23 protein-coding genes are annotated in these 23073 nt (G+C 68.5%); 5 read left to right on the forward strand and 18 right to left on the reverse strand.

The window, feature by feature from the left end; genetic code table 11:
• Positions 1-151: 151 nt before the first annotated feature.
• From ACLF6J_RS09680 to ehuB, 12 genes are all read right to left on the reverse strand, one after another.
• Positions 152-1129: an SRPBCC family protein gene (locus tag ACLF6J_RS09680; protein WP_134352748.1), complete on the reverse strand. Its 978-nt coding sequence runs from the start codon at positions 1127-1129 to the stop codon at positions 152-154.
• A 1-nt stretch (position 1130) separates the two neighbouring features.
• Positions 1131-1520, reverse strand: coding sequence for an ArsR/SmtB family transcription factor (locus ACLF6J_RS09685; protein ID WP_134352747.1), 390 nt, complete (start codon positions 1518-1520; stop codon positions 1131-1133).
• Positions 1521-1560: 40 nt separating this feature from the next.
• Positions 1561-2256: a response regulator gene (locus ACLF6J_RS09690; protein WP_421076860.1), complete on the reverse strand. Its 696-nt coding sequence runs from the start codon at positions 2254-2256 to the stop codon at positions 1561-1563.
• Complete coding sequence (locus ACLF6J_RS09695) at positions 2253-4757, reverse strand: ATP-binding protein (RefSeq protein ID WP_134352745.1); 2505 nt, start codon at positions 4755-4757, stop codon at positions 2253-2255. The genes ACLF6J_RS09690 and ACLF6J_RS09695 overlap by 4 nt, the downstream gene beginning before the upstream one ends.
• Before the next feature lie 2 nt (positions 4758-4759).
• Complete coding sequence (gene kdpC / locus ACLF6J_RS09700; protein WP_134352744.1) at positions 4760-5374, reverse strand: potassium-transporting ATPase subunit KdpC; 615 nt, start codon at positions 5372-5374, stop codon at positions 4760-4762.
• 23 nt (positions 5375-5397) lie between these two features.
• Positions 5398-7554, reverse strand: a complete 2157-nt coding sequence (gene kdpB, locus ACLF6J_RS09705) for a potassium-transporting ATPase subunit KdpB (protein ID WP_134352743.1) — start codon at positions 7552-7554, stop codon at positions 5398-5400.
• A gap of 2 nt (positions 7555-7556) precedes the next feature.
• Complete coding sequence (kdpA, locus tag ACLF6J_RS09710) at positions 7557-9227, reverse strand: potassium-transporting ATPase subunit KdpA (RefSeq protein WP_134352742.1); 1671 nt, start codon at positions 9225-9227, stop codon at positions 7557-7559.
• Positions 9227-9316, reverse strand: coding sequence for a potassium-transporting ATPase subunit F (locus ACLF6J_RS09715; RefSeq protein ID WP_081996993.1), 90 nt, complete (start codon positions 9314-9316; stop codon positions 9227-9229). The genes kdpA and ACLF6J_RS09715 overlap by 1 nt, the downstream gene beginning before the upstream one ends.
• A 324-nt stretch (positions 9317-9640) precedes the next feature.
• Positions 9641-10432, reverse strand: coding sequence for an ectoine/hydroxyectoine ABC transporter ATP-binding protein EhuA (ehuA, locus tag ACLF6J_RS09720; RefSeq protein WP_081996992.1), 792 nt, complete (start codon positions 10430-10432; stop codon positions 9641-9643).
• On the reverse strand, positions 10416-11072 hold the full coding sequence (gene ehuD, locus ACLF6J_RS09725; protein WP_047522808.1) for an ectoine/hydroxyectoine ABC transporter permease subunit EhuD: 657 nt from the start codon (positions 11070-11072) through the stop codon (positions 10416-10418). The genes ehuA and ehuD overlap by 17 nt, the downstream gene beginning before the upstream one ends.
• On the reverse strand, positions 11069-11788 hold the full coding sequence (locus ACLF6J_RS09730) for an amino acid ABC transporter permease (protein WP_047522806.1): 720 nt from the start codon (positions 11786-11788) through the stop codon (positions 11069-11071). Before ACLF6J_RS09730 ends, ehuD begins: the two co-directional genes overlap by 4 nt.
• 12 nt (positions 11789-11800) lie before the next feature.
• The gene (gene ehuB, locus ACLF6J_RS09735; RefSeq protein ID WP_131493114.1) at positions 11801-12694 is read right to left on the reverse strand and encodes an ectoine/hydroxyectoine ABC transporter substrate-binding protein EhuB; all 894 of its coding nucleotides are present in this window, start codon (positions 12692-12694) and stop codon (positions 11801-11803) included.
• A gap of 233 nt (positions 12695-12927) precedes the next feature.
• On the opposite strand from ehuB, the gene ACLF6J_RS09740 reads away from it, so the two are divergent.
• Both ACLF6J_RS09740 and ACLF6J_RS09745 read left to right on the forward strand, forming a co-directional pair.
• A complete protein-coding gene (locus ACLF6J_RS09740; protein ID WP_166804682.1) occupies positions 12928-13680 on the forward strand; it encodes a GntR family transcriptional regulator in 753 nt (250 codons plus the stop codon).
• A gap of 132 nt (positions 13681-13812) precedes the next feature.
• Positions 13813-14565 carry an SDR family NAD(P)-dependent oxidoreductase gene (locus ACLF6J_RS09745; RefSeq protein ID WP_134352740.1) on the forward strand — a complete coding sequence of 251 codons (753 nt, stop codon included), beginning with the start codon at positions 13813-13815 and terminating at the stop codon, positions 14563-14565.
• Positions 14566-14714: 149 nt separating this feature from the next.
• On the opposite strand, the gene ACLF6J_RS09750 is transcribed toward ACLF6J_RS09745, so the two are convergent.
• Together ACLF6J_RS09750 and ACLF6J_RS09755 are read right to left on the reverse strand one after the other, a co-directional pair.
• Positions 14715-15041, reverse strand: coding sequence for a hypothetical protein (locus tag ACLF6J_RS09750; RefSeq protein WP_131493108.1), 327 nt, complete (start codon positions 15039-15041; stop codon positions 14715-14717).
• Positions 15042-15109: 68 nt separating this feature from the next.
• Positions 15110-15553, reverse strand: coding sequence for a MarR family winged helix-turn-helix transcriptional regulator (locus tag ACLF6J_RS09755; protein ID WP_134352739.1), 444 nt, complete (start codon positions 15551-15553; stop codon positions 15110-15112).
• Positions 15554-15683: 130 nt separating this feature from the next.
• Between ACLF6J_RS09755 and ACLF6J_RS09760 the strand changes: the two genes are divergently transcribed.
• Positions 15684-15926, forward strand: coding sequence for a hypothetical protein (locus ACLF6J_RS09760; protein ID WP_131493104.1), 243 nt, complete (start codon positions 15684-15686; stop codon positions 15924-15926).
• Positions 15923-16477, forward strand: coding sequence for a MarR family winged helix-turn-helix transcriptional regulator (locus tag ACLF6J_RS09765; protein ID WP_131493102.1), 555 nt, complete (start codon positions 15923-15925; stop codon positions 16475-16477). Before ACLF6J_RS09760 ends, ACLF6J_RS09765 begins: the two co-directional genes overlap by 4 nt.
• Before the next feature lie 139 nt (positions 16478-16616).
• Here the strand turns inward: ACLF6J_RS09765 and ACLF6J_RS09770 are convergent, their stop codons facing one another.
• The gene (locus ACLF6J_RS09770; RefSeq protein WP_165875459.1) at positions 16617-16934 is read right to left on the reverse strand and encodes an ArsR/SmtB family transcription factor; all 318 of its coding nucleotides are present in this window, start codon (positions 16932-16934) and stop codon (positions 16617-16619) included.
• Positions 16931-17413, reverse strand: coding sequence for an SRPBCC domain-containing protein (locus ACLF6J_RS09775; protein ID WP_131493100.1), 483 nt, complete (start codon positions 17411-17413; stop codon positions 16931-16933). The genes ACLF6J_RS09770 and ACLF6J_RS09775 overlap by 4 nt, the downstream gene beginning before the upstream one ends.
• Positions 17414-17596: 183 nt before the next feature.
• Here ACLF6J_RS09775 and ACLF6J_RS09780 point away from each other — a divergent pair, with 183 nt between their 5' ends.
• Positions 17597-19219, forward strand: a complete 1623-nt coding sequence (locus ACLF6J_RS09780) for an SDR family oxidoreductase (protein ID WP_244093568.1) — start codon at positions 17597-17599, stop codon at positions 19217-19219.
• Here the strand turns inward: ACLF6J_RS09780 and ACLF6J_RS09785 are convergent.
• Both ACLF6J_RS09785 and ACLF6J_RS09790 read right to left on the reverse strand, forming a co-directional pair.
• Positions 19140-21158, reverse strand: coding sequence for a BCCT family transporter (locus tag ACLF6J_RS09785; RefSeq protein WP_134352738.1), 2019 nt, complete (start codon positions 21156-21158; stop codon positions 19140-19142). The two genes, ACLF6J_RS09780 and ACLF6J_RS09785, sit on opposite strands and share 80 nt — an antisense overlap.
• A gap of 137 nt (positions 21159-21295) precedes the next feature.
• Complete coding sequence (locus ACLF6J_RS09790; protein WP_134352737.1) at positions 21296-23026, reverse strand: ABC1 kinase family protein; 1731 nt, start codon at positions 23024-23026, stop codon at positions 21296-21298.
• Positions 23027-23073: the final 47 nt, after the last annotated feature.

Consider the following 23073-nt stretch of genomic DNA (forward strand, 5'->3'; position numbering starts at 1 on the left):
CGCCACTTTATCCCGCGCGGGTGGGTTCTGTCCGTCCGGCGGGACCAAGCAGACGTGGTGAGTGTTCACAACTCCGCAGAAACACGGGGCAGCAGACGCAGAACTGGCCGGACTCACGCGAGGCCGACCAGTTCTGAGGAGTTGTGAACACTCAGACGGCGAGGAGCTCGCGCTCCAGGCGGGCGAACGACTGCTCCATGCCGTCGGCCATGCCGGTGGCGAGGATCATGTCGCGCGTCTCCTTGTCCGGGTACTCGACGAGGAGCGTGACGAGGGTCGCGCCGTCCTCCTCGTACAGGTTCAGGTCGTTGAGGGTCTCGGTCGGCATGCCCTGCATCCGCTCGGTGCTGATCGCGCGGCGCGGGGCGTCGATCAGCAGCGCCTCGCCCTCGAAGCCGAAGGGCTGCCCCTCGGTGTCGCCCACCGGTGCCCAGGAGTTCCGGTACGACTGGCCCACCTCGGTGGCGGCGACGCACTCCGTCATCTCCCAGCCGTCGGGGCCGAGCATCCACTGGCGGATGAGCTCGGGCTCGAAGTGCGCGCGCCAGACCAGCTCGCGCGGCCCCTCGACGAGGCGGGTGATGCGCACGTGCGTGTCGTCGAGCAGCTCCACACGGGTGCCCTTGCCCTGCGCGTAGGCGCGGAGGTCCTGCAGAACGGCGTCGAGCTGCGCCATTGCCATCGTGATGCCCTCGACCTGGCCCATCTCGACGACCTGCTCGAGCGCATCGACCGAGTCGAAGTGACTCGTCGTGACCATGCGCGTGCCGTCGGCGGTGGACTCGAAGGCGAACGACATGCGCTGCGCCGGGAAGCCGTCGAGCGGTGTGCCGTCTTCATCGACGAAGGAGTCGATGACCTCGAAGCCGTGAGGCTCGTCGATCGACACGAACTCCCACGATCCGGAAGACTTCTCGCCGCGCGGGCCGTTCATCGAGTAGACGGCGCAGCCGCCGACGGTGTGGTCCCAGGCGGTGAAGGTGGCCGGCCACCCGGGAGGACCCCAGAACCGCTCGAGCTGACGCGGGTCGGAGTATGCGCTCCACACCCGCTCGATGGGGGCGGCGAAGTCGGCGACGACGGTCATCGTGAGGTTCTCGGTGTCGGTGGTGACATCGGTGACGGGCATTTCAGTCTCCTTGTTGCGGGCTCGTGGTGCCGGTGGTGTCGGCGGGGCCTGACCGAGGCGTCTCGGCCAGCAGGTCGTCGAGTCGGGCGATGCGCGATCGCCACAGCTCTTCGTATCGGGCGAGGAGCGCCCTGGCGCGGGCGATCATCTCGGGGTTCGCGCGGACGAGCCGCTCGCGTCCCTCGGCGCGCTTGACGATGAGGTTCGCGGCCTCGAGCACGGCGACGTGCTTCTGCACCGCGGCGAACGACATCTCGTATTCAGTGGCGAGGGTCGAGACGGACTGCTCCCGCTCGATCGTCCGGCGCAGGATGTCGCGCCGGGTCGACGTCGCCAGTGCGTGGAACACACGGTCGACCTCCGCTTCGCTCAACTCCGTTTGTACAACCATTTGGTTGTACATTAACTCCGAGCGAAGACCATGTCAAGAGTCAGTCGACCGTCAGGCCCAGCAGGCGGTACCCCATCCCGGGCTCGGTGATGATGTGCACCGGCTCCGACGGCCTGTCCTCGAGCTTCTTGCGGAGCTGCGACACGTACAGACGCAGGTACCCGGTGTCCTCGATGTGCTCGTTGCCCCAGATGGCCGTGAGGAGTGTCTGCCGGGTGACGAGCTTGCCGGCGTTGCGGATGAGGATGTCGATCATCTGCCACTCCGTCGGGGTGAGCCGGATCTGCCGGTTGCCGTCGGAGGACTCGCGGGAGACGCTGCGTGCGGCGAGATCGATGGTGATGTCGCCGAGCCGGACGAGGGGAAGTGCTTCTTCCTGGGGCACCCGGCGGGTCAGGGCTCTGATCCGGGCGAGGAGCTCCTCGACGGCGAAAGGCTTGGTGATGTAGTCGTCGGCGCCGGCGTCGAGCGCCTCGACCTTGTCGGAGGCACCCGCCCGCCCCGAGACGACGAGGATCGGGGCCGCGGACCACCCGCGAATTCCGTGGATCACCTCGATCCCGTCGAGCTTCGGCATACCCAGATCGAGGAGGAACAGGTCTGCGTGGTGGTCGATGGCCGCGGCGATGGCGGCGGCGCCATCCGATGCCGTGACCACGTCGTATCCCTTGGCCGTGAGGGTGATGCGGAGCGCGCGCAGGATCTGCGGGTCGTCGTCTGCGATGAGGATCTTCACTCGGTCTCCTCCGATGTGCCGGGTGCGGGAATGGTGGCAGGCAGCGCGATGACCATGGTCAGTCCGCCGCCGGGGGTGTCCTCCGGGGTGAGCGTCCCGTGCATGGCTTCGACGAAGCCGCGGGAGAGCGCGAGGCCGAGCCCGAGACCGGACGAGTTGTCGGTGTCACCGAGGCGCTGGAACGGGACGAAGATGTCGTCGCGCTTCTCGGCCGGGACACCGGGCCCGCGGTCGATGATGCGGATCTCGAGGTGATCACCGAAGGTGCTGGTGCTGACGTGCACGGGCACGTCCGGAGGGGAGTACCGGTGGGCGTTGGTGAGCAGGTTGACGACCACACGCTGCAGCAGCACCGGGTCCGCCTGCGCCACCGCGTCCCCATGATGGAGTGCGAGCGTGACGTCGGTGGGACCGAGCTGGAGTTCGTCGAGAGCGGGGGCGATCACCTCGGCCGGATCGGTCGGGATGTCGGCGATCGCGAGCACCCCGGTCTGGAGGCGGCTGACATCGAGCAGATCCGTCACCAGCGTCGCGAGCGCGGTGAGGCTCTCGTCCGCGGTGTCGAGCAGCTCCTGCTTGTCGCGCCGGTCCAGATCGGGTCCCGCAGCGCGCAAGCCGCCGACGGCGGCGGCAGCAGCGGCGAGCGGGCGACGCAGGTCATGGCTCAGCGCAGAGAGCAGGGCTCCGCGCACACGGTCGGAGGCCGCGATCGGCTCGATCTCCTTCGCGGTTCTCTCGAGGCGCTGGTGCTCGAGCGCCGCGGCGAGCTGAGCGGTCATGACCGCCAGCAGTCGACGCTCGGACGCTGCCACATCGCCCCCGTGGAGTTCGAGCACAGCGTGGTCACCGATGCGGATGTCGGTGTGGCGGTTGTCCGCCAGGGGTTCCCCGGCGCGCGCGATGACCTCCTCGCCACGCACCAGACGGACTCCCGCGAGGTGGAACGCCTCCCGCGTGCGGTCGATGAGCGCCTGTATCGCGTTCTCGCCGCGGAGCACGCTGCCGGCGATCGTCTGGATCAGCTCGGACTCTGCGGCAGACCGGCGCGCTGCGCACGTGTATCGGGCGGCGCGATCGACGATGAAGCTGACCATGCTCGCGATGATGACGTACAGGACGAGCGCCAGCAGGTGGTGCGGCTCGTGGATGTGGATCGTGTAGAGAGGCTCGACGAAGAGGAAGTCCAGGGTGAGGCCGGACAGAACGGCGGCGAACAGCGCCGGCCAGATACCGCCGACCAGCGCGACGATCACGACGAGCAGCTGGTAGCTCAGCACATCGGTCGTGATCGATTCGGGGCTGCGGAAGAATCTGAGGAAGAACGTCAGCAGCGGACCGCCGAGGAGCGCGACGAGGAAGCCGAGTACGCGGCGCTTGCGGGTCAGCGCCCCGGTGAGCGGCGGCAGCGCGAAGCGACGACCTGCGGCGGAGTGATTGACCATGTGCACGTCGATGTCACCGGACTCGCGCACGACGGTCGCGCCGATGCCCGGGCCGGTGAACGCCGCCGTGAAGCGTCCGCGCCGACTGGCACCGAGCACGAGTTGGGTGGCGTTGACGGATCGTGCGAACTCGACCAGGGCGGTCGGGATGTCCTCGCCGACGACCTGATGGTAGGTGCCGTTGAGCTTCTCGACGAGGGCGCGCTGCTCCGTCAGCACGACCGGGTTCGCCGCGCGCAGGCCGTCCTGGCTGGTGATGTGCACGGCCATCAGCTCGCCGCCGGCCGACCGCGCCGCGATCCGGGACCCGCGCCGCAGAAGGGTCTCCCCCTCCGCTCCTCCGGTGAGGGCGACGACGACGCGCTCCCGCGCCTCCCAGGTGCTGTCGATGCCGTGCTCAGCGCGATACCCCTTGAGCGCCTGGTCGACCTCATCGGCCAGCCAGATGAGGGCGAGCTCGCGAAGCGCGGTGAGGTTGCCCAGGCGGAAGTAGTTCGACAGCGCGGCGTCGATGCGTTCGGCCGGGTAGACGAATCCGCCGGAGAGACGGTCGCGAAGCGCCTGCGGGGCGAGGTCGATGACCTCTATCTGATCGGCGCTGCGCAGCACGTTGTCGGGTACGGTTTCGCGTTGCGGCACGCCGGTGATCTGTTCGACGACGTCGTTGAGGGATTCGATGTGCTGGATGTTGAGCGTGGAGATCACATCGATCCCCGCGGCGAGGAGTTCCTCGACGTCCTCCCAGCGCTTCTCGTTGCGGGAGCCGGGTGCGTTGGTGTGGGCGAGCTCATCGACGAGCGCGACGGAGGGCGCTCGGGTCAAGAGCGCAGCGAGATCCATCTCCTCGAGTTCGACGCCGCGGTGACCCACGTTCATCCGAGGGATCGCCGGGAGGCCGTCGGTCATGGTCGCGGTGGCCGCACGGCCGTGCGTCTCGACGATGCCGATGACGACGTCCTTGCCCTCGGCGAGGAGCCGGCGCCCCTCTTCGAGCATGGTGTAGGTCTTGCCGACGCCGGGGGCGGCGCCGAGCAGCACACGAAGCTGCCCCCGAGTCATGCTCAGCCTGCCGACTCGTCGAGTGCGAGGTTGAGCTCGGCGACGTTGACGACCGACTCCCCGAGGTACCCGAGGTCGGGAGCGCTCGTGGCGGCCTCCACCGCCGCGGCGACCTCGTCCTCCGACATCCCGCGCGCGTCGGCGACGCGGGCGATCTGGATCTGCGCGTAGGCCGGGCTGATGTGCGGGTCGAGGCCGGAACTCGACGAGGTCACCGCGTCTGCGGGCACCGCGGACTCGTCGACCCCGTTGAACTCGGCGATCTGTGCCTTGCGCTCGGCGATCGCCGCGACGAGATCCTCGTTCTCCGGCCCCTGGTTGGTGCCGGACGACGCCGTGCCGTCATAGCCGTCGCCGGCCGCCGACGGCCTGCTCTGGAAGTACTCCGGAAGCGGGTTGCCCTCCTCGTCGGTGAACGACTGACCGAGGAGCGAGGATCCGACGACGTCCCCGCCCTTCGAGACGAGGGCTGAGCCGTTCGCCTGTGCGGGGAATGTGAGCTGCCCGATGCCGGTGATGAGCAGGGTGTAGCCGATGCCGAGGACCACGGTGAACATGAGCATCGCGCGAACCGCGACCCAGAGGGTGCGGCCGCCGCTGCGTGTTCCAGCGTTCATGAGTGTGCGATCTCCTTGTCAGATCAGAAGCCGGGGATCAGGCGCACGAGCAGGTCGATGAGCCAGATGCCGATGAAGGGTGTGATGATGCCGCCGAGTCCGTATACGGCGAGGTTGCGTCCGAGGATCTTCGAGGCGTTGAGCGGGCGGTACTTCACTCCTCGCAGGGCGAGCGGCACGAGGAAGACGATCACGATGGCGTTGAAGATCACCGCGGACAGCACCGCCGATGCCGGAGAGTGCAACCCCATGACGTTCAGCACCGCGAGCTGCGGGAAGACGCCCATGAAGATGGCCGGGATGATGGCGAAGTACTTCGCGATGTCGTTCGCGATCGAGAACGTGGTCAGTGCGCCGCGCGTGATGAGCAGCTGCTTCCCGATCGCGACGATGTCGATGAGCTTCGTCGGGTCTGAATCGAGGTCGACCATGTTGCCGGCTTCCTTCGCGGCCGACGTTCCCGTGTTCATCGCCACACCCACGTCGGCCTGCGCGAGCGCGGGCGCATCGTTGGTGCCGTCGCCGGTCATCGCCACCAGGTTGCCGCCGTCCTGCTCCTTGCGGATGTACGCCAGCTTCTGCTCAGGCGTCGCCTCGGCGAGGAAGTCGTCGACTCCCGCCTCCTTGGCGATTGCCGCGGCCGTCAGCGGATTGTCGCCCGTGACCATGACGGTGCGGATGCCCATCGCGCGGAGTTCGGCGAACCGCTCGGTCAGCCCCTCCTTGACGATGTCCTTCAGGTGGATGACGCCGAGCACCCGGCGACGGCCATCGGCCGCCTTCACGGCGACGACCAGAGGCGTCCCGCCGGACTGCGAGATGTGTTGGACGTGCTCGTCCAGCTCGGCGAGTTCGCTGCTCGGCAGACGCGCGCCGTCCTCCTCCAGCCACGCGGTGATGGCGCTGCCTGCGCCCTTGCGGATCTGCGTCCCGTCGTCGAGGTCCAGTCCCGACATGCGGGTCTGAGCCGTGAACGGAACGATCTCACCGCCGGCATCCGCCACGACATCGACGCCTTCGGCACGTGCCAGGTCGACGATCGACTTGCCCTCGGGCGTCGGGTCGGCGAGCGACGACTTCGCGGCCGCCTCGATGAGCTCTCGCTCCTGGACGCCGTCGATGCGGACGAACGCGCTCGCACGGCGGTTTCCGTACGTGATCGTGCCCGTCTTGTCGAGCAGCAGTGTCGTGACGTCGCCCGCGGCCTCGACCGCGCGACCGGACATCGCGAGGACGTTGCGCTGCACCAGGCGATCCATGCCGGCGATGCCGATGGCGGACAGGAGGGCACCGATCGTGGTCGGGATGAGGCAGACGAGCAGCGCGATGAGAACGGTGATGCTCGCGGGGCTCGCCGGGTAGGAGGCGATCGGGTTCAGTGTGAGTGCGACGACCACGAACACGATCGACAACGACGCGAGAAGGATGTTCAACGCGATCTCGTTGGGGGTGCGCTGGCGCGCGGCCCCCTCGACGAGAGCGATCATCCGGTCGACGAACGTCTCCCCCGGTTTCGAGGTGATACGCACGACGATGCGATCCGAGAGCACGCGCGTACCGCCGGTGACCGCTGACCGATCTCCCCCGGATTCGCGCACGACGGGGGCGGACTCGCCGGTGATCGCGGACTCGTCGACGCTCGCGATACCCCACACGATGTCCCCGTCGCCGGGGATCAGCTCACCGGCGGACACGACGACCGTGTCCCCCAGGCGGAGATCCGCGGAGGAGACGTCGGAGATGCGCGCGGCCTCTGCAGAACCGTCGTTCGCCGGGTCATAGTCGTCGACGCGGTGGGCGGTGGTGCTGGTACGGGTCTTGCGCAGCGTGTCGGCCTGCGCCTTCCCGCGTCCTTCGGCGATCGACTCGGCCAGATTGGCGAAGACGACCGTGAGCCACAGCCACACCGCGATGATCCACGTGAACGACCACGGGACGCTGCTGCCACCCGACGTCGCGGGGCCGCCCAGGAAGGGCTCGGCGACGGCGAGCAGCGTGGTGAGGGCGGCGCCGACCCACACGATGAACATGACGGGATTGCGCCACTGCGCGCGCGGGTCGACCTTGCGCAGCGCGCCCGGGAGAGCGGCTCGCACTTGCGCCCAGGTGAGCGTCTTGCGCGGTGCGGGTGGGGTCGCCTCCGATGTCTCGGGCGACGGGGTGTGCGTGATGGTGGACATGGTTACAGCAGCCCTTCCGCCAGGGGACCCAGCGTGAGAACGGGGAAGAAGACGAGTGCGGTCACCAGGACCGCGGTGCCGACGGTGAGACCGATGAAGAGCGGTCGATGCGTCGGCAGCGTGCCCGCCGTGGCGGGGACCTTGTCCTGCGCGGCCAGCGAACCGGCCAGGGCCAGGACGAGGGCGATCGGCAGGAACCGTCCGAGGAGCATTGCGACACCGAGTGCTGCCGTCAGCCACGGCGTGCTCGCGGTCAGGCCCGCGAAGGCGGATCCGTTGTTGTTCGCTGCGGAGGCGAACGCGTAGATCACCTCGGAGAGGCCGTGCGAACCGCTGTTCGCGAGCGATTCGTCGATGATGCTGCCGCGGAGCGCGGGAATCGCGAAGCTGAGGGCGACGCCCCCGAGCACGAGGATCGGCATCACGAGGATGTACATGCTGGCGAGCTTCATCTCGCGCGGCCCGATCTTCTTCCCGAGGTACTCCGGCGTGCGGCCGACGAGCAAGCCGGCGACGAAGACGGCGATCACGGCGATGATGAGCATCCCGTACAGGCCGGCGCCCACACCACCGGGCGCGATCTCGCCGAGCAGCATGTTGACCATCGGCATCATCCCGCCGAGAGCCGTATAGGAGTCGTGCATCGAGTTCACCGACCCCGTCGAGGTGAGCGTGGTGGTCGACGCGTAGAGCACCGACTGCACGAGCCCGAACCGCGCCTCCTTGCCTTCCATCGCGGCGCCGGCGAGTTCCGGAGCCGAACCGCGGCCCGCGAACTCGAACGCCGCGAGAGCGAAGGTCGACGCGAGGAACAGCGTTCCCATGACGGAGAGGATCGCGTATCCCTGACGGTTGTCGCCGACGATCCTGCCGAACGTCCGCGGCAGGGAGAAGGGGATCAGCAGGATCAGGAAGCACTGCAGCAGGCTCGTCCACGCCGCGGGGTTCTCGAAGGGGTGGGATGCGTTCGCGTTGTAGAAGCCGCCGCCGTTCGTGCCGATCTCCTTGATCGCCTCCTGAGAGGCGACGGGACCACCGGGGATCGTCTGCGTGCCACCGGAGACCGTGCTCACATCGACGTAGCCGTTGAAGTTCTGCACGACGCCGCCGGCGATCAGGACGATGGCCGCGATGATCGACAGCGGGAGCAGGATGCGGAAGGTACCGCGGACGAGGTCGACCCAGAAGTTGCCGATGACGCCGGATCGACGGTATGCGAAGCCGCGCACGAGCGCGATCGCGACGGCGATTCCGGTCGCTGCCGACACGAAGTTCTGCACCGCGAGACCGGCGAACTGCACGGTGTACGACAGCGCCTCACCCGAATAGGCCTGCCAGTTCGTGTTGGTCACGAAGGAGATCGCGGTGTTGAACGCCACCCCCGACTCGACGTTCTCGTTGCCGAGGGCGTACGGCAGCCACTGCTGCGTGCGCTGGAGCGCGAAGAGCAGCAGGACGCCCACGATCGAGAAGGAGAGAACCGAACGCAGATATGCCTGCCAGGACTGCTCGCGCTTCGGGTCGACGCCGATGACTTTGTAGATGCCGCGCTCGACACCCCAGTCCTTCGTCGTCGTGAAGGTCCAGGCCATGTAGTCGCCGACAGGCCGGTAGACGAGGGCGAGGGCGAGCGCGAGGGTGGCGACGCTCGCGATGAGGAAGCCCCACTCCATCAGAAACGCTCCGGCTTCACGAGGGCGAACACCAGGTAGACGACAGCAGCGACGCCGAGCACGGTCGCGAGAAGCTCGAACACGATCACAGCTTCTCCACCGCCTTCCCGACGAGGCCGACGGTCACGAACAGGACGATCACGCCCAGCACGTAGACGAGGTCAAGCACAGAGAGCTCCATTCAGGCTGCGGCGATCGCCGGGCGACGACCGCGCGTCTCGAGGACGCAACACCTGATACAACACCCCTCGGTGCCCCTGCTTTGACCGCCCTTACAGAACCCATACGACGATCCCGGCGACCCTCACGGGGCGCTCACAGGATCGTCGGATCGTCGCCTCCTCGTCCTCCACCGGGAGGGCGCTCCTCGCGTCGACGACACGAGGAGCGGGAGGGGGAAACGCGCTCGAGGCTCAGTCGCTCAGCACTGCGGAGAGGAAGTCCCTCGTGCGCTGCTCGCGCGGCGCGGAGAACATCGTCTCGGGGTCGGCCTCCTCGACGATGCTGCCCTGATCGAACATCAGCACGCGGTTCGAGACGTCCCGGGCGAACTGCATCTCGTGGGTGACGATGAGCATGGTGATGTCGGTCGTCTCGGCGACGTCGCGCAGCACGCCGAGCACCTCCCCCACGATCTCGGGATCCAGAGCGCTGGTGACCTCGTCCAGCAGCAGGATCTCCGGGTCCATCGCGAGCGCCCGGGCGATGGCGACCCGCTGCTGCTGGCCACCCGAGAGCTGCAGCGGATGGGCGTCGGCCTTGTCCGCGAGGCCGACCTTCTGCAGCAGGTCGGTGGCCTTCGCGGTGGCCGCCGCCTTCGACATGCCGAGCACGTGCACGGGGGCCTCGATGAGGTTCTCCATCACGGTCATGTTCGGGAACAGGTTGAACTGCTGGAAGACCATGCCGATGCGCTTGCGCACCTCGTTGCGGTGCTTCTCCCGCAACGGCACGCGCTTGCCGCCGCGTTCGACGTGCGTGAGCGGCTCGCCGTCGATGAAGATGTATCCGCCGTCGGCCTCTTCCAGCGTCATGACCAGACGGAGGATCGTGGTCTTGCCCGAACCGCTCGGTCCGATGAGCGTGACCCGGTCGCCCTGCTGCACGTCGAAGGTGAGGCCGTCAAGCACGACGTGGTCGCCGTAGCGCTTGTGCACCGCGTCGAAGCGGATGGCGGGACGGGAGTTCTCAGGAGGCGTATTCAAGGCGCTTCTCCAATCTGCGGACGAGGACGGATGCGGGGTAGCTGGCGAGGAAGAAGATCACACCGGCGAGCGTGATGGGCTCGAGGTAGCGGAAGCTGTTCCCGCCGAACTCCAGGGCGTTGCTGACCATGTCCGCCACGGTGATGGCGATGAGGAACGGGGTGTCCTTCAGCATCGAGATCACGTAGTTGCCCAGGGAAGGGACGGTCGCCCTGATCGCCTGCGGGAGCACCACGGCGGTCCAGGTGCGCGGGCGGGACATGCTCAGGGCGGTGGCAGCCTCCCACTGCCCGCGCGGGACGGACTCGATGCCGGCACGGTAGACCTCGGCCATGTAGGTCGCGTAGTGGATGCCGAACACCGCGATGCCGATGGTCAGCGGATCCACGGTCACCAGCGCGAAGTAGGCGAAGAGCAGCTGGATGACGATCGGGGTCATCCGGATGAAGTTCACCAGGAAGCCGACGCTCGCAGCGACGGGTCGAGGGGCACTGCGGCGCACGACGGCGATCACGAGGCCGAGCACGGCGGCGATGGCACTCCCGGCCAGGGTGACGACGAGGGTGACCGTGAAGAAGCCCTCGAGCAGGTGCGGGAGCGCCGCCCAGGCGGTGTCCCAGCTCCAGACGGGTCCGTTCATGCGGCGGTCTCCCCTCGGGTGACGGGCGAGCGGAAGCGCAGGGTCGCAGCCAGCGACTCCCCACGCCCGAGCTTGTGCTTCGCGCGCACCTCCAGGGCGTTCATCACGAGGGTCAGCGCGTAGGCGATCACGAAGTAGAGCACCATGCCGACGACGCCGTAGAAGAAGGTGTCGGTCTGGATGCGGAGGCGGTCCAGCGCCACGGTCAGGTCGATGAGCGTGATGAACCCGACGATCGCGGTGCCCTTGAGCAGCTGGATGAGCAGATTCGTCAGAGACGGGATCATGAGCGCCCAGGCCTGCGGGAAGATGACCCGGCGCATCCGGTGTGCAGGGGTCATGCTCAAGGCGGTGGTCGCCTCCCACTGCCCGGTCGGGACGGAGTTGATCGAGCCGCGGATGACCTCCGCACCGTAGGCACCGTAGTTGAGACCGAGGCCGAGGATGCCGCACGCGATCGGGGAGATCGAGACGCCGAGCTGGGGCAGCACGAAGAAGAGGAAGAACAGCTGCACGACCAGCGACGTGCCGCGGAAGAACTCGATGATCACCCGCGAGGTGCCCCGGATGACGATGTTCTCGGCACGGACCGAGAGGCCGAGCACCACCGCGACGATGAGCGCGAGGAGGGCCCCGCCCACGGTCAGCGTGAGCGTGACGAGCACGCCGCCGCCGATCGCGGGCAGAGCCGCCCACAACGCGGACAGATTGTCCATTCGCCGGTGGCCTCAGCCGAGCTCGCCCGCGCAGAGCTGGGCGGTCGTCAGGTCGGACGGCGGGAGGTTCTCCGCGGTGAAGCCGTACTCCCCGACGAGGTCGAGGTAGGCCTGCTCATCACCCGTGATGGCGGCGAGCTGCTCGTTGTATGCGTCGAGGAGCTCCGTGTCGCCGGTGCGGAACACGGTCGACCCGGCACCGATCTGCGGCACGCCGTCGATCTCCTGGACGAACGCCTCGGTCGTCTCGACGCCGGCGTCCGGGTTGTTGTCCGCCATCCAGTTCAGCGAGATCGCCGTCATCGCGAAGGCGTCGGCGCGCCCGTTGGCGACGAGGTCCATGCCGGACTGCGCGTTGTCCACCGACACCGTGTTCGAGATGCCGAGCTTCTCGGCGTATCCGCTCTCGATCCCTCCGCCGAGCACGGCGAGCGTGACGTCGGGGTCGTCGACGACCGAGTCGAGGTCGGTGAGACCGCGCGGGTTGCCCTCGGGCACCATCAGCGTGGTCGTGTACATGATCTCGGGATCGCTGAACGCCGCCTCCTCGCAGCGCTCGGGCAGGATCGACATCCCGGCGCTGATCGCGTCGAAGCGGCCGGCCTTGAGTCCGGGGATAAGCGAGTTCCAGTCGACCTCGACCACCTCGACGTCGTCGATCCCCATGTTCGAGAAGATCTCGCGGTGCATGGCGATGGTCGCGCCGGTGGGCTCGCCGCCCTCGACCCACGAGTACGGACGCTCGTCGGCGATCGCGACGGTGATCTTCCCGTCGTTCTGCAGCTGCTCGAGCGTCGAGCCGCTCTCCTCGTCCGTGCCGGACGACGAGCAGGCGGCCAGAGTCACGACGAGCGCGGCGGAGGCCGCGACGGCGCCGGCGCGCAGATGAGTTCGGGTGGAGGGCATACGGTTCCTCTTTCGATATCGGGCGTGCGGTTGGGCGGGCGAGACCGTTCTCCGGCCTCGGGCCGACGGCCACGTTATGCCGGATCGACCGTTTGTGCACATTCAGACTGTCGGATTGTCTACATTTATACAAACTCGTTATGGTGGGGTGCCCGGCCCGTGCGGACACGTGTCGGGCGCCGACACGCGTCGGATGCAGAATGGAGTCACCGACGATCGACTCAGGAGCGCTCATGCCACTCACGCCCGCCCCGAACGGGATGCCCGGCGCGGTCTTCCGCATGGCACGGCCTTCGACGGTCGACCTGATCACGGCCGAACTCCGGTCGGCGATCTTCTCCGGCGCGCTGCCCGTCGGCAGCCCCCTGGGCGAGGTGGACATCGCCGCGAAGCTCGGCGTGAGCCGCGGTCCCCTGCGCGAGGCGGCGCAGCGACTCGTGCAGGAGGGTGCACTGACGGCACTTCCGGGTCGGGGCCTGCGCGTGAGCGTGATCCCGGTCGACGGCATCGCCGACCTGTACACCGAGCGCCGGGCCGTGGAATGCGAAGCCGTGCGCCTCATCGTGAGGAACCGGCTTCCGGCGGCGGAGCAGCTCGAGAGCGCGCTGGCCGAGCTGAGGCAGGCGAGCACCCGCGCGGACGCACTCGGCATCGGTGACGCGGACATCGCGTTCCATCAGGCCCTCGTGAACGCCGCGCAGAGCCCTCGGCTCTCCCGCGCGATGATGACGCTCGCGCTCCAGACGCGGATCGCGAGCTTCAGTGCCGACGAAGGTTATGCGGTGCCCGCCTCCGTCTCGCCCACCTATCAGGCGTTGATCGATGCGCTGTCGCACCACGACGCACCGGGCGCACTGGCCGCGCTCGACGAGCAGTTCGACGATGCGGTCGCGCGCCTCACGGGCCGGCGCGATGTCGAGACCGTGGAGACGGGTGCGATCCTGGCACCGCCCACGCTCAGCAGGATCGACGTGGCCGACGCCTGACCGGCACCTTCCGCACGGAGACATTTCCATTCACGTGAATCCACCCCGGTCGTGAAGGCGTAGGGTGGAAGGAAGGACGGACCGTCCGAGAAGATCTCCCGGCACCGTGCCCGCCCGGAAGTGGAGTCTCTCGTGGCTCAGTACGACGTCTCGAACCGCTCGGCGATCGTGACGGGAGCAGGCAGCGGAATCGGACGCTCGACCGCTCTCCTGCTGGCGAAGAACGGGGCAGCGGTCGTGGTCAACGACCTGAATGCCGAGCACGCGAACGCGGTCGTCGAGGAGATCCGCGCGGCCGGTGGGACGGCGGAGGCCTCCGTGGGCGATGCGACGGACGCCGCCTGGATCGCCTCCTCCATCGAGACCGCCAACTCCCTGGCTCCGCTGCGCATCGGGGTCAACAACGCCGGCATCGGCGGCGCGAGCGCCCCGACCGCGGAGTACGAGGACGACGCCTGGGACAAGGTCATCGCGATCAACCTCAACGCCGTGTTCCGGAACATGAAGGCGCAGATCCCGTCGATCCTCGCGAACGGCGGCGGATCGGTCGTGAACATCGCCTCGATCCTGGGAAGCGTCGGGTTCGCCGGCTCGCCCGCCTACGTCACCGCCAAGCACGGAGTGGTCGGCATGACCAAGTCGGCAGCGCTCGAGTACTCGGCGAAGGGGGTGCGCGTGAACTCGGTGGGCCCCGGCTTCATCGACACCCCTCTGCTCGCGAACATGGGCGACGAGGCGAAGGAGTTCCTCGTGAGCAAGCACCCGATCGGCCGACTGGGCCAGGCCGACGAGGTCGCGAACCTCATCGCATTCCTCGCCAGTGACGCCGCGAGCTTCATCACCGGCAGCTACCACCTCGTCGACGGCGGATACACCGCCCTCTGAGCGAAGGGCATCCGGCCGCCAGGACCCGATTCCGGGCGGCCGGATGCCAAGAGCAGCGATGTCGTCACCCCCCGGTGACACCGCCACGCACCTCCGTCCGGTCTTCGCGCTGCTTTGCCCAGGAGCGCGGAGTTGACGGAGGCGAGCTTTCAGGCGACCGCGTGCATCGGTGCCGCAGACGGCAACGACGCGGCGAAGTCGGGATCCGTGAGGTCCAGCCCGTTCGCCGAGCTCGCGGCAGCCATCATCTTCACCAGCAACGGCCGCTGGAGCTCACGCTCGTCGTCCACCACGAAGCGCACCGGAATCGACGCGTGCATCCACAGGGTCTCGATGGTCGACTCCGTCGTACGCAGCGTGAGCGGGAAGGACTCGCCCCGACGGAGCTTCGTGACGGCGACGAGTCGGAGATGCGCGAGCAGCGGGTCGTCGATCTCGATGACCTTCGATTCTCCAGCGTAGCTGAGCAGACCCATGACGTCCCCTTCCCGTATTTCGTACAGGAATTAGATTACTAGTTTAACTAGCTAAATGGAAGTCGGGCCTATTCGATGCCTTCGAGTTCGCGGGCGAGACGCCGCAGGAACAGCGAGATCGCGGCGAGCTGCTCGGGTGCGAACTCCCTCTCCACCCGCTCGATGCGGCGAGAGATCTCGTCGGCAGGAGAGTGCAGATCGCGAAGAGACGGACGGATGATCTTCGAACGCGCGTCGTCCGGATGGACGGCCACGACCACCTGACCGCGCTCGGCGAGCCGGCGCACGACGGAGGTGACGGCCGCCGTGCTCACCCCGAGCTGAGCGGCCAGCTCGCCGGGCGTGACCGGGGTATCGACCGGAGCCGACGCGATGATGCGCATGGCCGAGCGATCCGTCTCATTGGGTTGACGCGCTGCCGCCAGCCGTCGACGCAGCTGCGCCTCGGCCCGCCGGAACTCTTCGACATCGCGGGCGAGCTCCGATGCCACGACGTCCAGACCGTTCCCCATTTCGCACCTCCCCTCGACCCCGGGTGCCCATGTTACCTCGGTAGCCTTATTACCTGACGAACTAGGGAATTCGGTCGTCGACGAGACCCTCCCACGATGAGAGGATTGACTCACCGCGCGAAAGGAACCCATGGTCGACCCGGTCACCCTCGAGGACGAGAAGTTCATCGGCTATGCGAGCCTGCTCGAGCACCTGCAGAGCCGGTTCCCCGGGATTCCTCGCGACAGGATCGAGCAGATCATCGTGGCGGAGAACGACGCGATCACCGGCGGGTTCCTGCTCGTGGTCCCCGTCGGCGTCGCCGCGGGAGCGGTGGAGATGCTCGAACGGGAGTCCCTCCCCGAGGCCGACGGAGAGGTGGTGGCGTCATGAGCGAGCCCCAGGAGTACACGCGCTCCGGATACTGGTACCCCGACGGCGGGAACGTCAGCACCGTCGACGTGCTGAACATGCTGCGGCGCTACCGGGCGGCCGAGACCGCGATGCGCGCACGCACCCGCGCATCGATGGGAATGAACGAGACCGACCTGATGGCACTGCGCTTCCTGCTCCGGGAGCAGCGGGCGGGCCGCATCGTCCGCCCGATCGACATCGCGAAGATGCTCGACATCTCCACGGCGTCGACGACCACTCTCATCGACCGGCTCGAGAAGGGCGGACACGTCCGTCGCGAGCCCCACCCCACCGACCGCCGCGCGGGAGTCGTGGTGCCGACCGTGAGCAGCGACGAAGAGGTCCGTGCGACCCTCGGGGCCATGCATCGACGCATGCTCGCCCTGGTCGACGAGCTGTCCGACGACGAACGTGCGGTGGTCACGCGGTTCCTCGCCGGCATGACGGCGGCGATCGAAGAGGCCTCCGACCTCGACCAGGAGCTGCGCGACGCCATCCGCGACGAGAAGGACACGGGCCCCGCGCGCTGACCCGCCGTCGCCGCCCGCCCGACACCCAACCCCGCCGACACGCCAGATGTCGGACGAGCCTGCCCGAAGCATCCGACATGTGGCGTTTCGTCCGCGGGGAAGGTGACCCGACAGCCCGACAGCCCGACACCCCGAGCGCCTACAGCCCCTCCGCGATCTCCTTGATCGCGGCGAGGCGGCGGTCCCACTCGCGCCCGATCACGTCGAGCTTCGCAGCGGTGGCGGAGAGCTCGGCGCCGACGACGCGGAAGCGCACTTCGCGGCCGACCCGCACGGGCTCGACGAGACCGACCTCCTGCAAGACGGCGAGATGCTTCGCGATCGCCTGACGGGACACCGGAAGGCGCCCGGCGAGAGCGGATGCCGACGCCTCCGCCTCCCCGAGCTCCGTCAGAATGCGCCAGCGCGTCTCGTCCGCGAGCGCCGAGAACATGGGCAGGAGGGTTGCTGCTGTCATGCTTCGCCTTCCACCAGGGTGACCATCTTGTCCAGCTCCAGGTCCCAGCCCGTGCGGTGCGACTGCAGGTTGGCGCGCGGGTCGGACGTGCGCTCGAAGCCGCTCTCGACGACCGTGAGGCGCGTGCCACCCTCGGCCTCTTCGAGCGTGAAGGTGAAGACCGTCGAGGTGGTCTCGTCGATGCTGTCGGGCAAGGCACCGAGGGCGTCGTCGTTGTTCCAGCGGTAGGTGATGCGCCGCGGCTCGTCGTACTCCTCGACCCTTAGGGGGATCACGTCGTAGTCGGGGAAGGTCATCGTGCCGGTCGCGCCGACCCCGGTGCCGTCGAGCACGGTGCGCCCGAACCACCGGGAGATGTGCTCCGGCTCGGCCACCGCCCGCCAGACCTTGTCGGCGGGTGCCGCGATCAGGATGGTCCGCCGAACGGAGAAGGTCTCCTCGTCGACGACGGATGCCTCGTTGTGGGTCATGTTCACCATGATGGTTCCTTTCAGCGTTTCCTGCATGTTCCGTCGGTCGGGCGACCGACTGCAACTTTAGAGTTGCATGTCGTGGACGGAAACGCAACCCTTGCGTTGCAATAGGGGCTTGTGCCCGTACCGGTCGCCACGACGCCCCGCAACCCCGTTCCACCGGACGCGGGAGCGACCTACGCTCGACCTATGCCCGAACTCACCCACCCCACCGGCCGTGAAGAGGCGCTGCGCGCCGCACCCCGCGACGACGGCTCCGCCCCGCGCGCCCTCGTGCTCGGGGCGACCGGCTACATCGGCGGACGCCTGACCCCGCGGCTGCTGAACGCGGGCTACCGGGTGCGGGTCCTGGCGCGTGACGCCGCGCGCGCGGCCTCCTTCCCCTGGGGCGGCGACTGCGAGATCGTCGAAGGCTCGGCGGATGATGCGGATGCCGTGGCCACGGCGATGGACGACGTCGACGTCGTGTACTACCTGATCCACTCGATGTCCGCCGGCAAGGGCTTCGAGGAGAGCGACGAGCGGGCGGCGACGACGGTGGCCGAGGCCGCAGCACGGGCAGGCGTGCGACGGATCGTGTACCTCGGCGGACTGCATCCCGACGACGCGAAGCTGTCACCGCACCTGCGCTCGCGTGTTCGTGTGGGGGAGATCTTCCTGCAGTCCGGCGTGCCGACGCTCGTACTGCAAGCGGGCGTCGTGATCGGCTCGGGGTCGGCGTCGTTCGAGATGATCCGCCACCTCACCGACGTGCTGCCGTACATGCCGGCGCCGAAGTGGGTGCGCAACCGCATCCAGCCGATCGCCGTCCGCGATGTGCTGCACTACCTGCTCGGGGCGGCGCGCGTCGACGCCGATGTGAACCGTGCCGTCGACATCGGCGGGCCGGACGTGCTGCGCTACGGGCAGATGATGAACGGCTACGCCGTCGAAGCCGGGCTCCGGCAGCGCGCCATCGCCGCTCTCCCCGTGCTCACGCCGGGGCTCGCTTCGCACTGGGTGAACCTGGTGACGCCGGTGCCGCGCTCGATCGCCCGGCCGCTCGTGGCATCGCTGCAGAACGAGTGCATCATGAAGGATCACGTGGTCGACGAGCTGATCCCGCGGCCCGAAGACGGCCTGACCCCGTATCGGCGTGCGGTCGACCTCGCGCTCGGGCGGGTGCGCGGCGACAGCATCGAGACCAGCTGGCAGGACTCGGAAGTGTCGGGCGCGCCCAGTGACCCGCTGCCGAGCGACCCGGACTGGGCCGGACGCACGGTGTTCACGGATTCGCGGTCCGTCGCCACCCGCGCCTCCGCGGCAGAACTGTGGCGCGTGATCCTGGGCATCGGCGGCGAGAACGGCTGGTACTCCTCCCCGCTGCTCTGGGCCGTGCGGGGGTTCATGGACCGGATCGTGGGCGGCGTGGGCCTGCGTCGCGGCCGCCGCAGCCGCACCGCGGCGAGGGTCGGCGACGCGATCGACTTCTGGCGCGTCGAAGCGGTCGAGAGGACCGAGGCCGGATCCCTGCTGCGCCTCCGCGCCGAGATGAAGGTGCCCGGCGAGGCCTGGCTCGAGCTGCGCGCGGTGCCGGACGGCGAAGGCGCGCGCTACGAGCAGCGCGCGATCTTCTTCCCCCGCGGACTGAGCGGACGCCTGTACTGGCTCGCCGTGCTGCCCTTCCACGGACTGATCTTCGCCGGGATGGCCGCCCGCATCACCGCTGCCGCCGAGGAGGCGTCCGAGCGGATCAGTCCGTGCGGGGCTGGTCCGGGGCAGCCGTCGGGTCCGGGGCGGCCGTCGGGTCCGGGGCAGCCGTCGGGTCCGTGATCGACGCATCGACGACCGCATCCACCTCGGCGGGCGGGATGATGTCGATCGCCTCGGTCGCGGCCTCGTACACCTCGGCGAGCGTCTCGTCGACGGTCGACTCGTCGATCCAGTCGAGGTCGTCCTCGGAGTGGTCGTACTCGACCGGCACGAGCGCGAAATCGTCGCCGTACTCCTCGAGACCGGCCATGACGCTGTGCCGGACGGCCGCGCGGGCATAACGCTCACGAAGGATCAGCGGATCGCGTCGGAGATCCTTCATGAAGGCGATCATCATGAACCCCATGATGATCGCGAAGGGCAGCGCGGCGATGATCGTGACGTTCTGCAGCGATCGCAGACCACTGCCCTCCTCGCCGATGACGAGCAGCACTGCGGCGATCGCTCCGACCAGCACACCCCACACGACGGCGACCCAACGCGACGGCTCCGGCCTGCCCTGCTGAGACAGCGTGCCCATCACGAGGGAGGCCGAATCCGCTCCCGTGACGAAGAAGATGGCGATCAGCACGATGAGGATGGCGCTCGTGATCAGCGAGAACGGCAGGTTCTCGAGCACGCCGAACAGGACTTCCTCCGGCGGGTCGACCGTGAGGTTCGCGCCGTCCATCTGCTGCTGGATCGCCGTGGTGCCGAAGATCGCGAACCAGACGAGAGAGATGGCCGACGGCACCACGATCACGACGGAGACGAACTGGCGAAGGCTGCGCCCGCGCGAGATCTTGGCGATGAACATGCCGACGAACGGCGACCAGGAGATCCACCACGCCCAGTAGAAGATCGTCCAGCCCGACAGGAACGTCTCAGCCGCTTCACCCTGCGATGCCGAGCGGCCGATCATCTGCGGGAGGTCGCCGATGAACTGCACGGCGACCGACGGGATCACGTTGAGGATGAGCAGGGTCGGCCCCACGAAGAACACGAAGAAGGCGAGCAGGAGCGCGACGACCGCATTGATGTTCGACAGCGCGCGGATGCCCTTCGAGACCCCCGAGACGGCCGACGCGATGAAGCAGGCCGTGAGCACGGCGATCACGGCGATCAGGATGCCGTTGCCGAGCTCGCCGATGCCGCTGACGATCTCGACGCCGTGGCCGATCTGCAAGGCGCCCAGACCCAGCGACGCCGCGGTGCCGAACAGCGTGACGATGATCGAGAAGACGTCGATCGTGCGGCCGAGCGGACCGGTCGTGCGCCCCTCGCCGAGCAGCGGCGCGAAGATCGAGGAGATGAGGGGCGTACGGCCGCGGCGATAGGCGCCGTAGGCGATGGCACCACCGACGAGCGCATAGAACGCCCAGGCCTGCGGACCCCAGTGGTACAGCACCTGCGTCTGCGCGGTGTGCATGGCGTCGAGGGTGCTCGCCTCGACCGTGCCCGGCGGCGGGCTCTCGAAGAAGGTGAGCGGCTCGGCGGCACCCCAGAACACGAGGCCGATGCCCATCCCGGCGGCGAAGAGCATCGAGATCCAGGAGAACATCGAGTACTCGGGCTCTTCGTCGTCGCGCCCGAGCGGGATGCGTCCGTAGCGGCTGAAGCCGATGAACAGCATGAACACCAGGATGACGGTGGCGATGGTGGTGAAGAAGAATCCGAAGTACTGGACGACCCAGTCGAGGACCGTGCGGGTGGTGCCGGCGAGGTTGTCGCCCGCGAACACGCCCCAGGCGATGAAGGCGAGGGTCAGGGTCGCCGCCACGCCGAACACGAGCGGGTCGGTGCGGTAGGTGCGACCGGTCTCCTCGACCGAGACGCCCGGGACGAGCGCCGGGTGGACGCTGCGCGGAGGAACCGCCGCGATGTCGCGGACGATCTTCTTGGCGGTCTCGGTGGCTTTGGCCGGCAGTCGGTTCACGCCCGTGCCGACGGCGCCTGTCCGGGTGCTCGGAGGGGTCTTTCCTGCGGAGCGTTCATCGGGCTTCTCGTCAGGGGTCTCCATGGCATCCCATCCTGTCACGCGCGGCGCCGCCCCCTCGTTGTGCGATATGCCGGAACATCCGCCCGATCCCCGGCGCCCCGGGCCTGCGGGGGCGCGAGTGCATGCTCGACGCTGCGGGTTTCTCGGGCGTGCCGCGCCTACCGCGGGCCCCGTCGGCCGACGCCGGCGAACAGGGAGTGCAGCAGGGGGAGCGCCGAGACGCAGATCAGCGTGATGCCCAGCGGGGGCATCGCGGGCACGAGCAGTGCGCCGCCGATGAGCATCGCCGCGAAGAGCACGCCCGAGGCAATCCGCCGGGCGATGCCCTCGAGCCGATCGAGGCGGCGTTCCAGGCGCGAAGTGTCGAACGAGACGGTGCCGTCGTCGACGCGGGTGATGATGTCGTCGATGCGCTTCGGCAGGCGCCAGGTCGTGTTCATCGTGTCCATCGCCTGGCTCGCGAACGCCTGCACGATGTTGCCGCTCTCGTCGCGCAGCAGACGGCCGGCGTAGGGTTCGGCGGCGTCCCAGACGTTGAACGTGGGGTCGAGGCCGCTGCACATGCCCGAGGTCAGCGAGACGGCGCGGATCAGCAGCAGCATGTTCTCGGGCAGCTGCAGCGGGAGCGAGCGCACCATGTCGCCGAACTCCTCCGCGAAGTCACGGAACTCGCGGGGGTCGACCTTGCTGAGCTCGGCGAATCCCATGCCCCCGAACCGGGCGAACAGGGCGGTGAGGGCGCGTTCGAGTTCGCGGGTGTCGGCGGAGGGCAGCAGGACCCCGATCTCCTGGGCCGCAGCGACGAGGCCCCGGCTGTCGCGGCCGGTGACCGCGATCAGGAGGGTGCGCAGGCCGTCGCGGAGGCTCGCCGGGATCTCGGCCATCATGCCGAAGTCGATGAACGTGAGCCGGAAGCCGCCGGGCGTCGCATCTGTCGTATCCGCCGTCGGCGTGGTCGGCGGGGTCGGAGAGGTCGGCGTGACGAAGATGTTGCCGGGGTGCGGATCGGCGTGCACGAAGCTGTGCGTGAAGACCTGGTCGAACATGACCTCGGCGAACACCTCGGCGACCTGGGCGGGGTCGATGCCGGCAGCCCGCAGCGCATCCGTGTCGTTGATCTTGATGGCGGTGACGTCGGACAGCGTGAGCACGCGGCGGGTCGATCGCTCCCACACGATCTCCGGCATGCCGACCCGGGGGTCGTCGGCGAAGTTCTCGCGGAACCGTTCGGCGCTCGCGGCTTCGTGCAGGTAGTCGATCTCCTCGCGACTGGTCTCGGCGAACTCCTCGACGAGCGCGGGCGCGTCGACGCGGTCGGCGACGAGGCGCACGCGGGTCAGCCAGCGTGCGACCCGACGGAGCGCCGCGAGGTCGACGGCGACGATCTCGTCGATCCCGGGGCGCTGCACCTTGACCACGACGTCTTCGAGGCCGGTGTCGGCAGCGTCGAGTGCGGAGAGTCGGGCACGGTGCACCTGGCCGAGTGAGGCCGCCGCCACCGGGGTGTCGTCGAACCAGGCGTAGGCGCGTTCGAGCGGGATGCCCAGTTCGGCCTCGGCGAGCGCGCGGATCGCGGCGGTCGGGACGGCGGGGACTTCGTCCTGCAGCCCTTCGAGCTCCTTGGTGATCTCCGGAGGGAGCACGTCGAGGCGCGACGACATGAACTGTCCGACCTTGATCATGAGTCCGCCGAGTTCCACGGCGAGCGTGTGGAAGCGGCGCGCGAACGTCTGCATCCGTGGCCCGCGTGTGCGCTCGGCGACCCTGCTCATGCCGAGGCGCGGGAGGACGAGCTCGAACCACCAGATCTTGAGGAACTCCCGGCCGGCGAACGACAGGATGCGGCGGTACCGGGCGCGGTGGGCGCCCCGTGCCGCAGCATCCGTCATCGTGTGGCCCTTTCGCAGGTCCTCACTCGATGCCGCCGCACTGCGCG

Origin of the sequence: Microbacterium sp. IO18 (genome assembly GCF_049099505.1) — a bacterium.
Taxonomy (GTDB): Bacteria; Actinomycetota; Actinomycetes; order Actinomycetales; family Microbacteriaceae; genus Microbacterium; species Microbacterium aurugineum.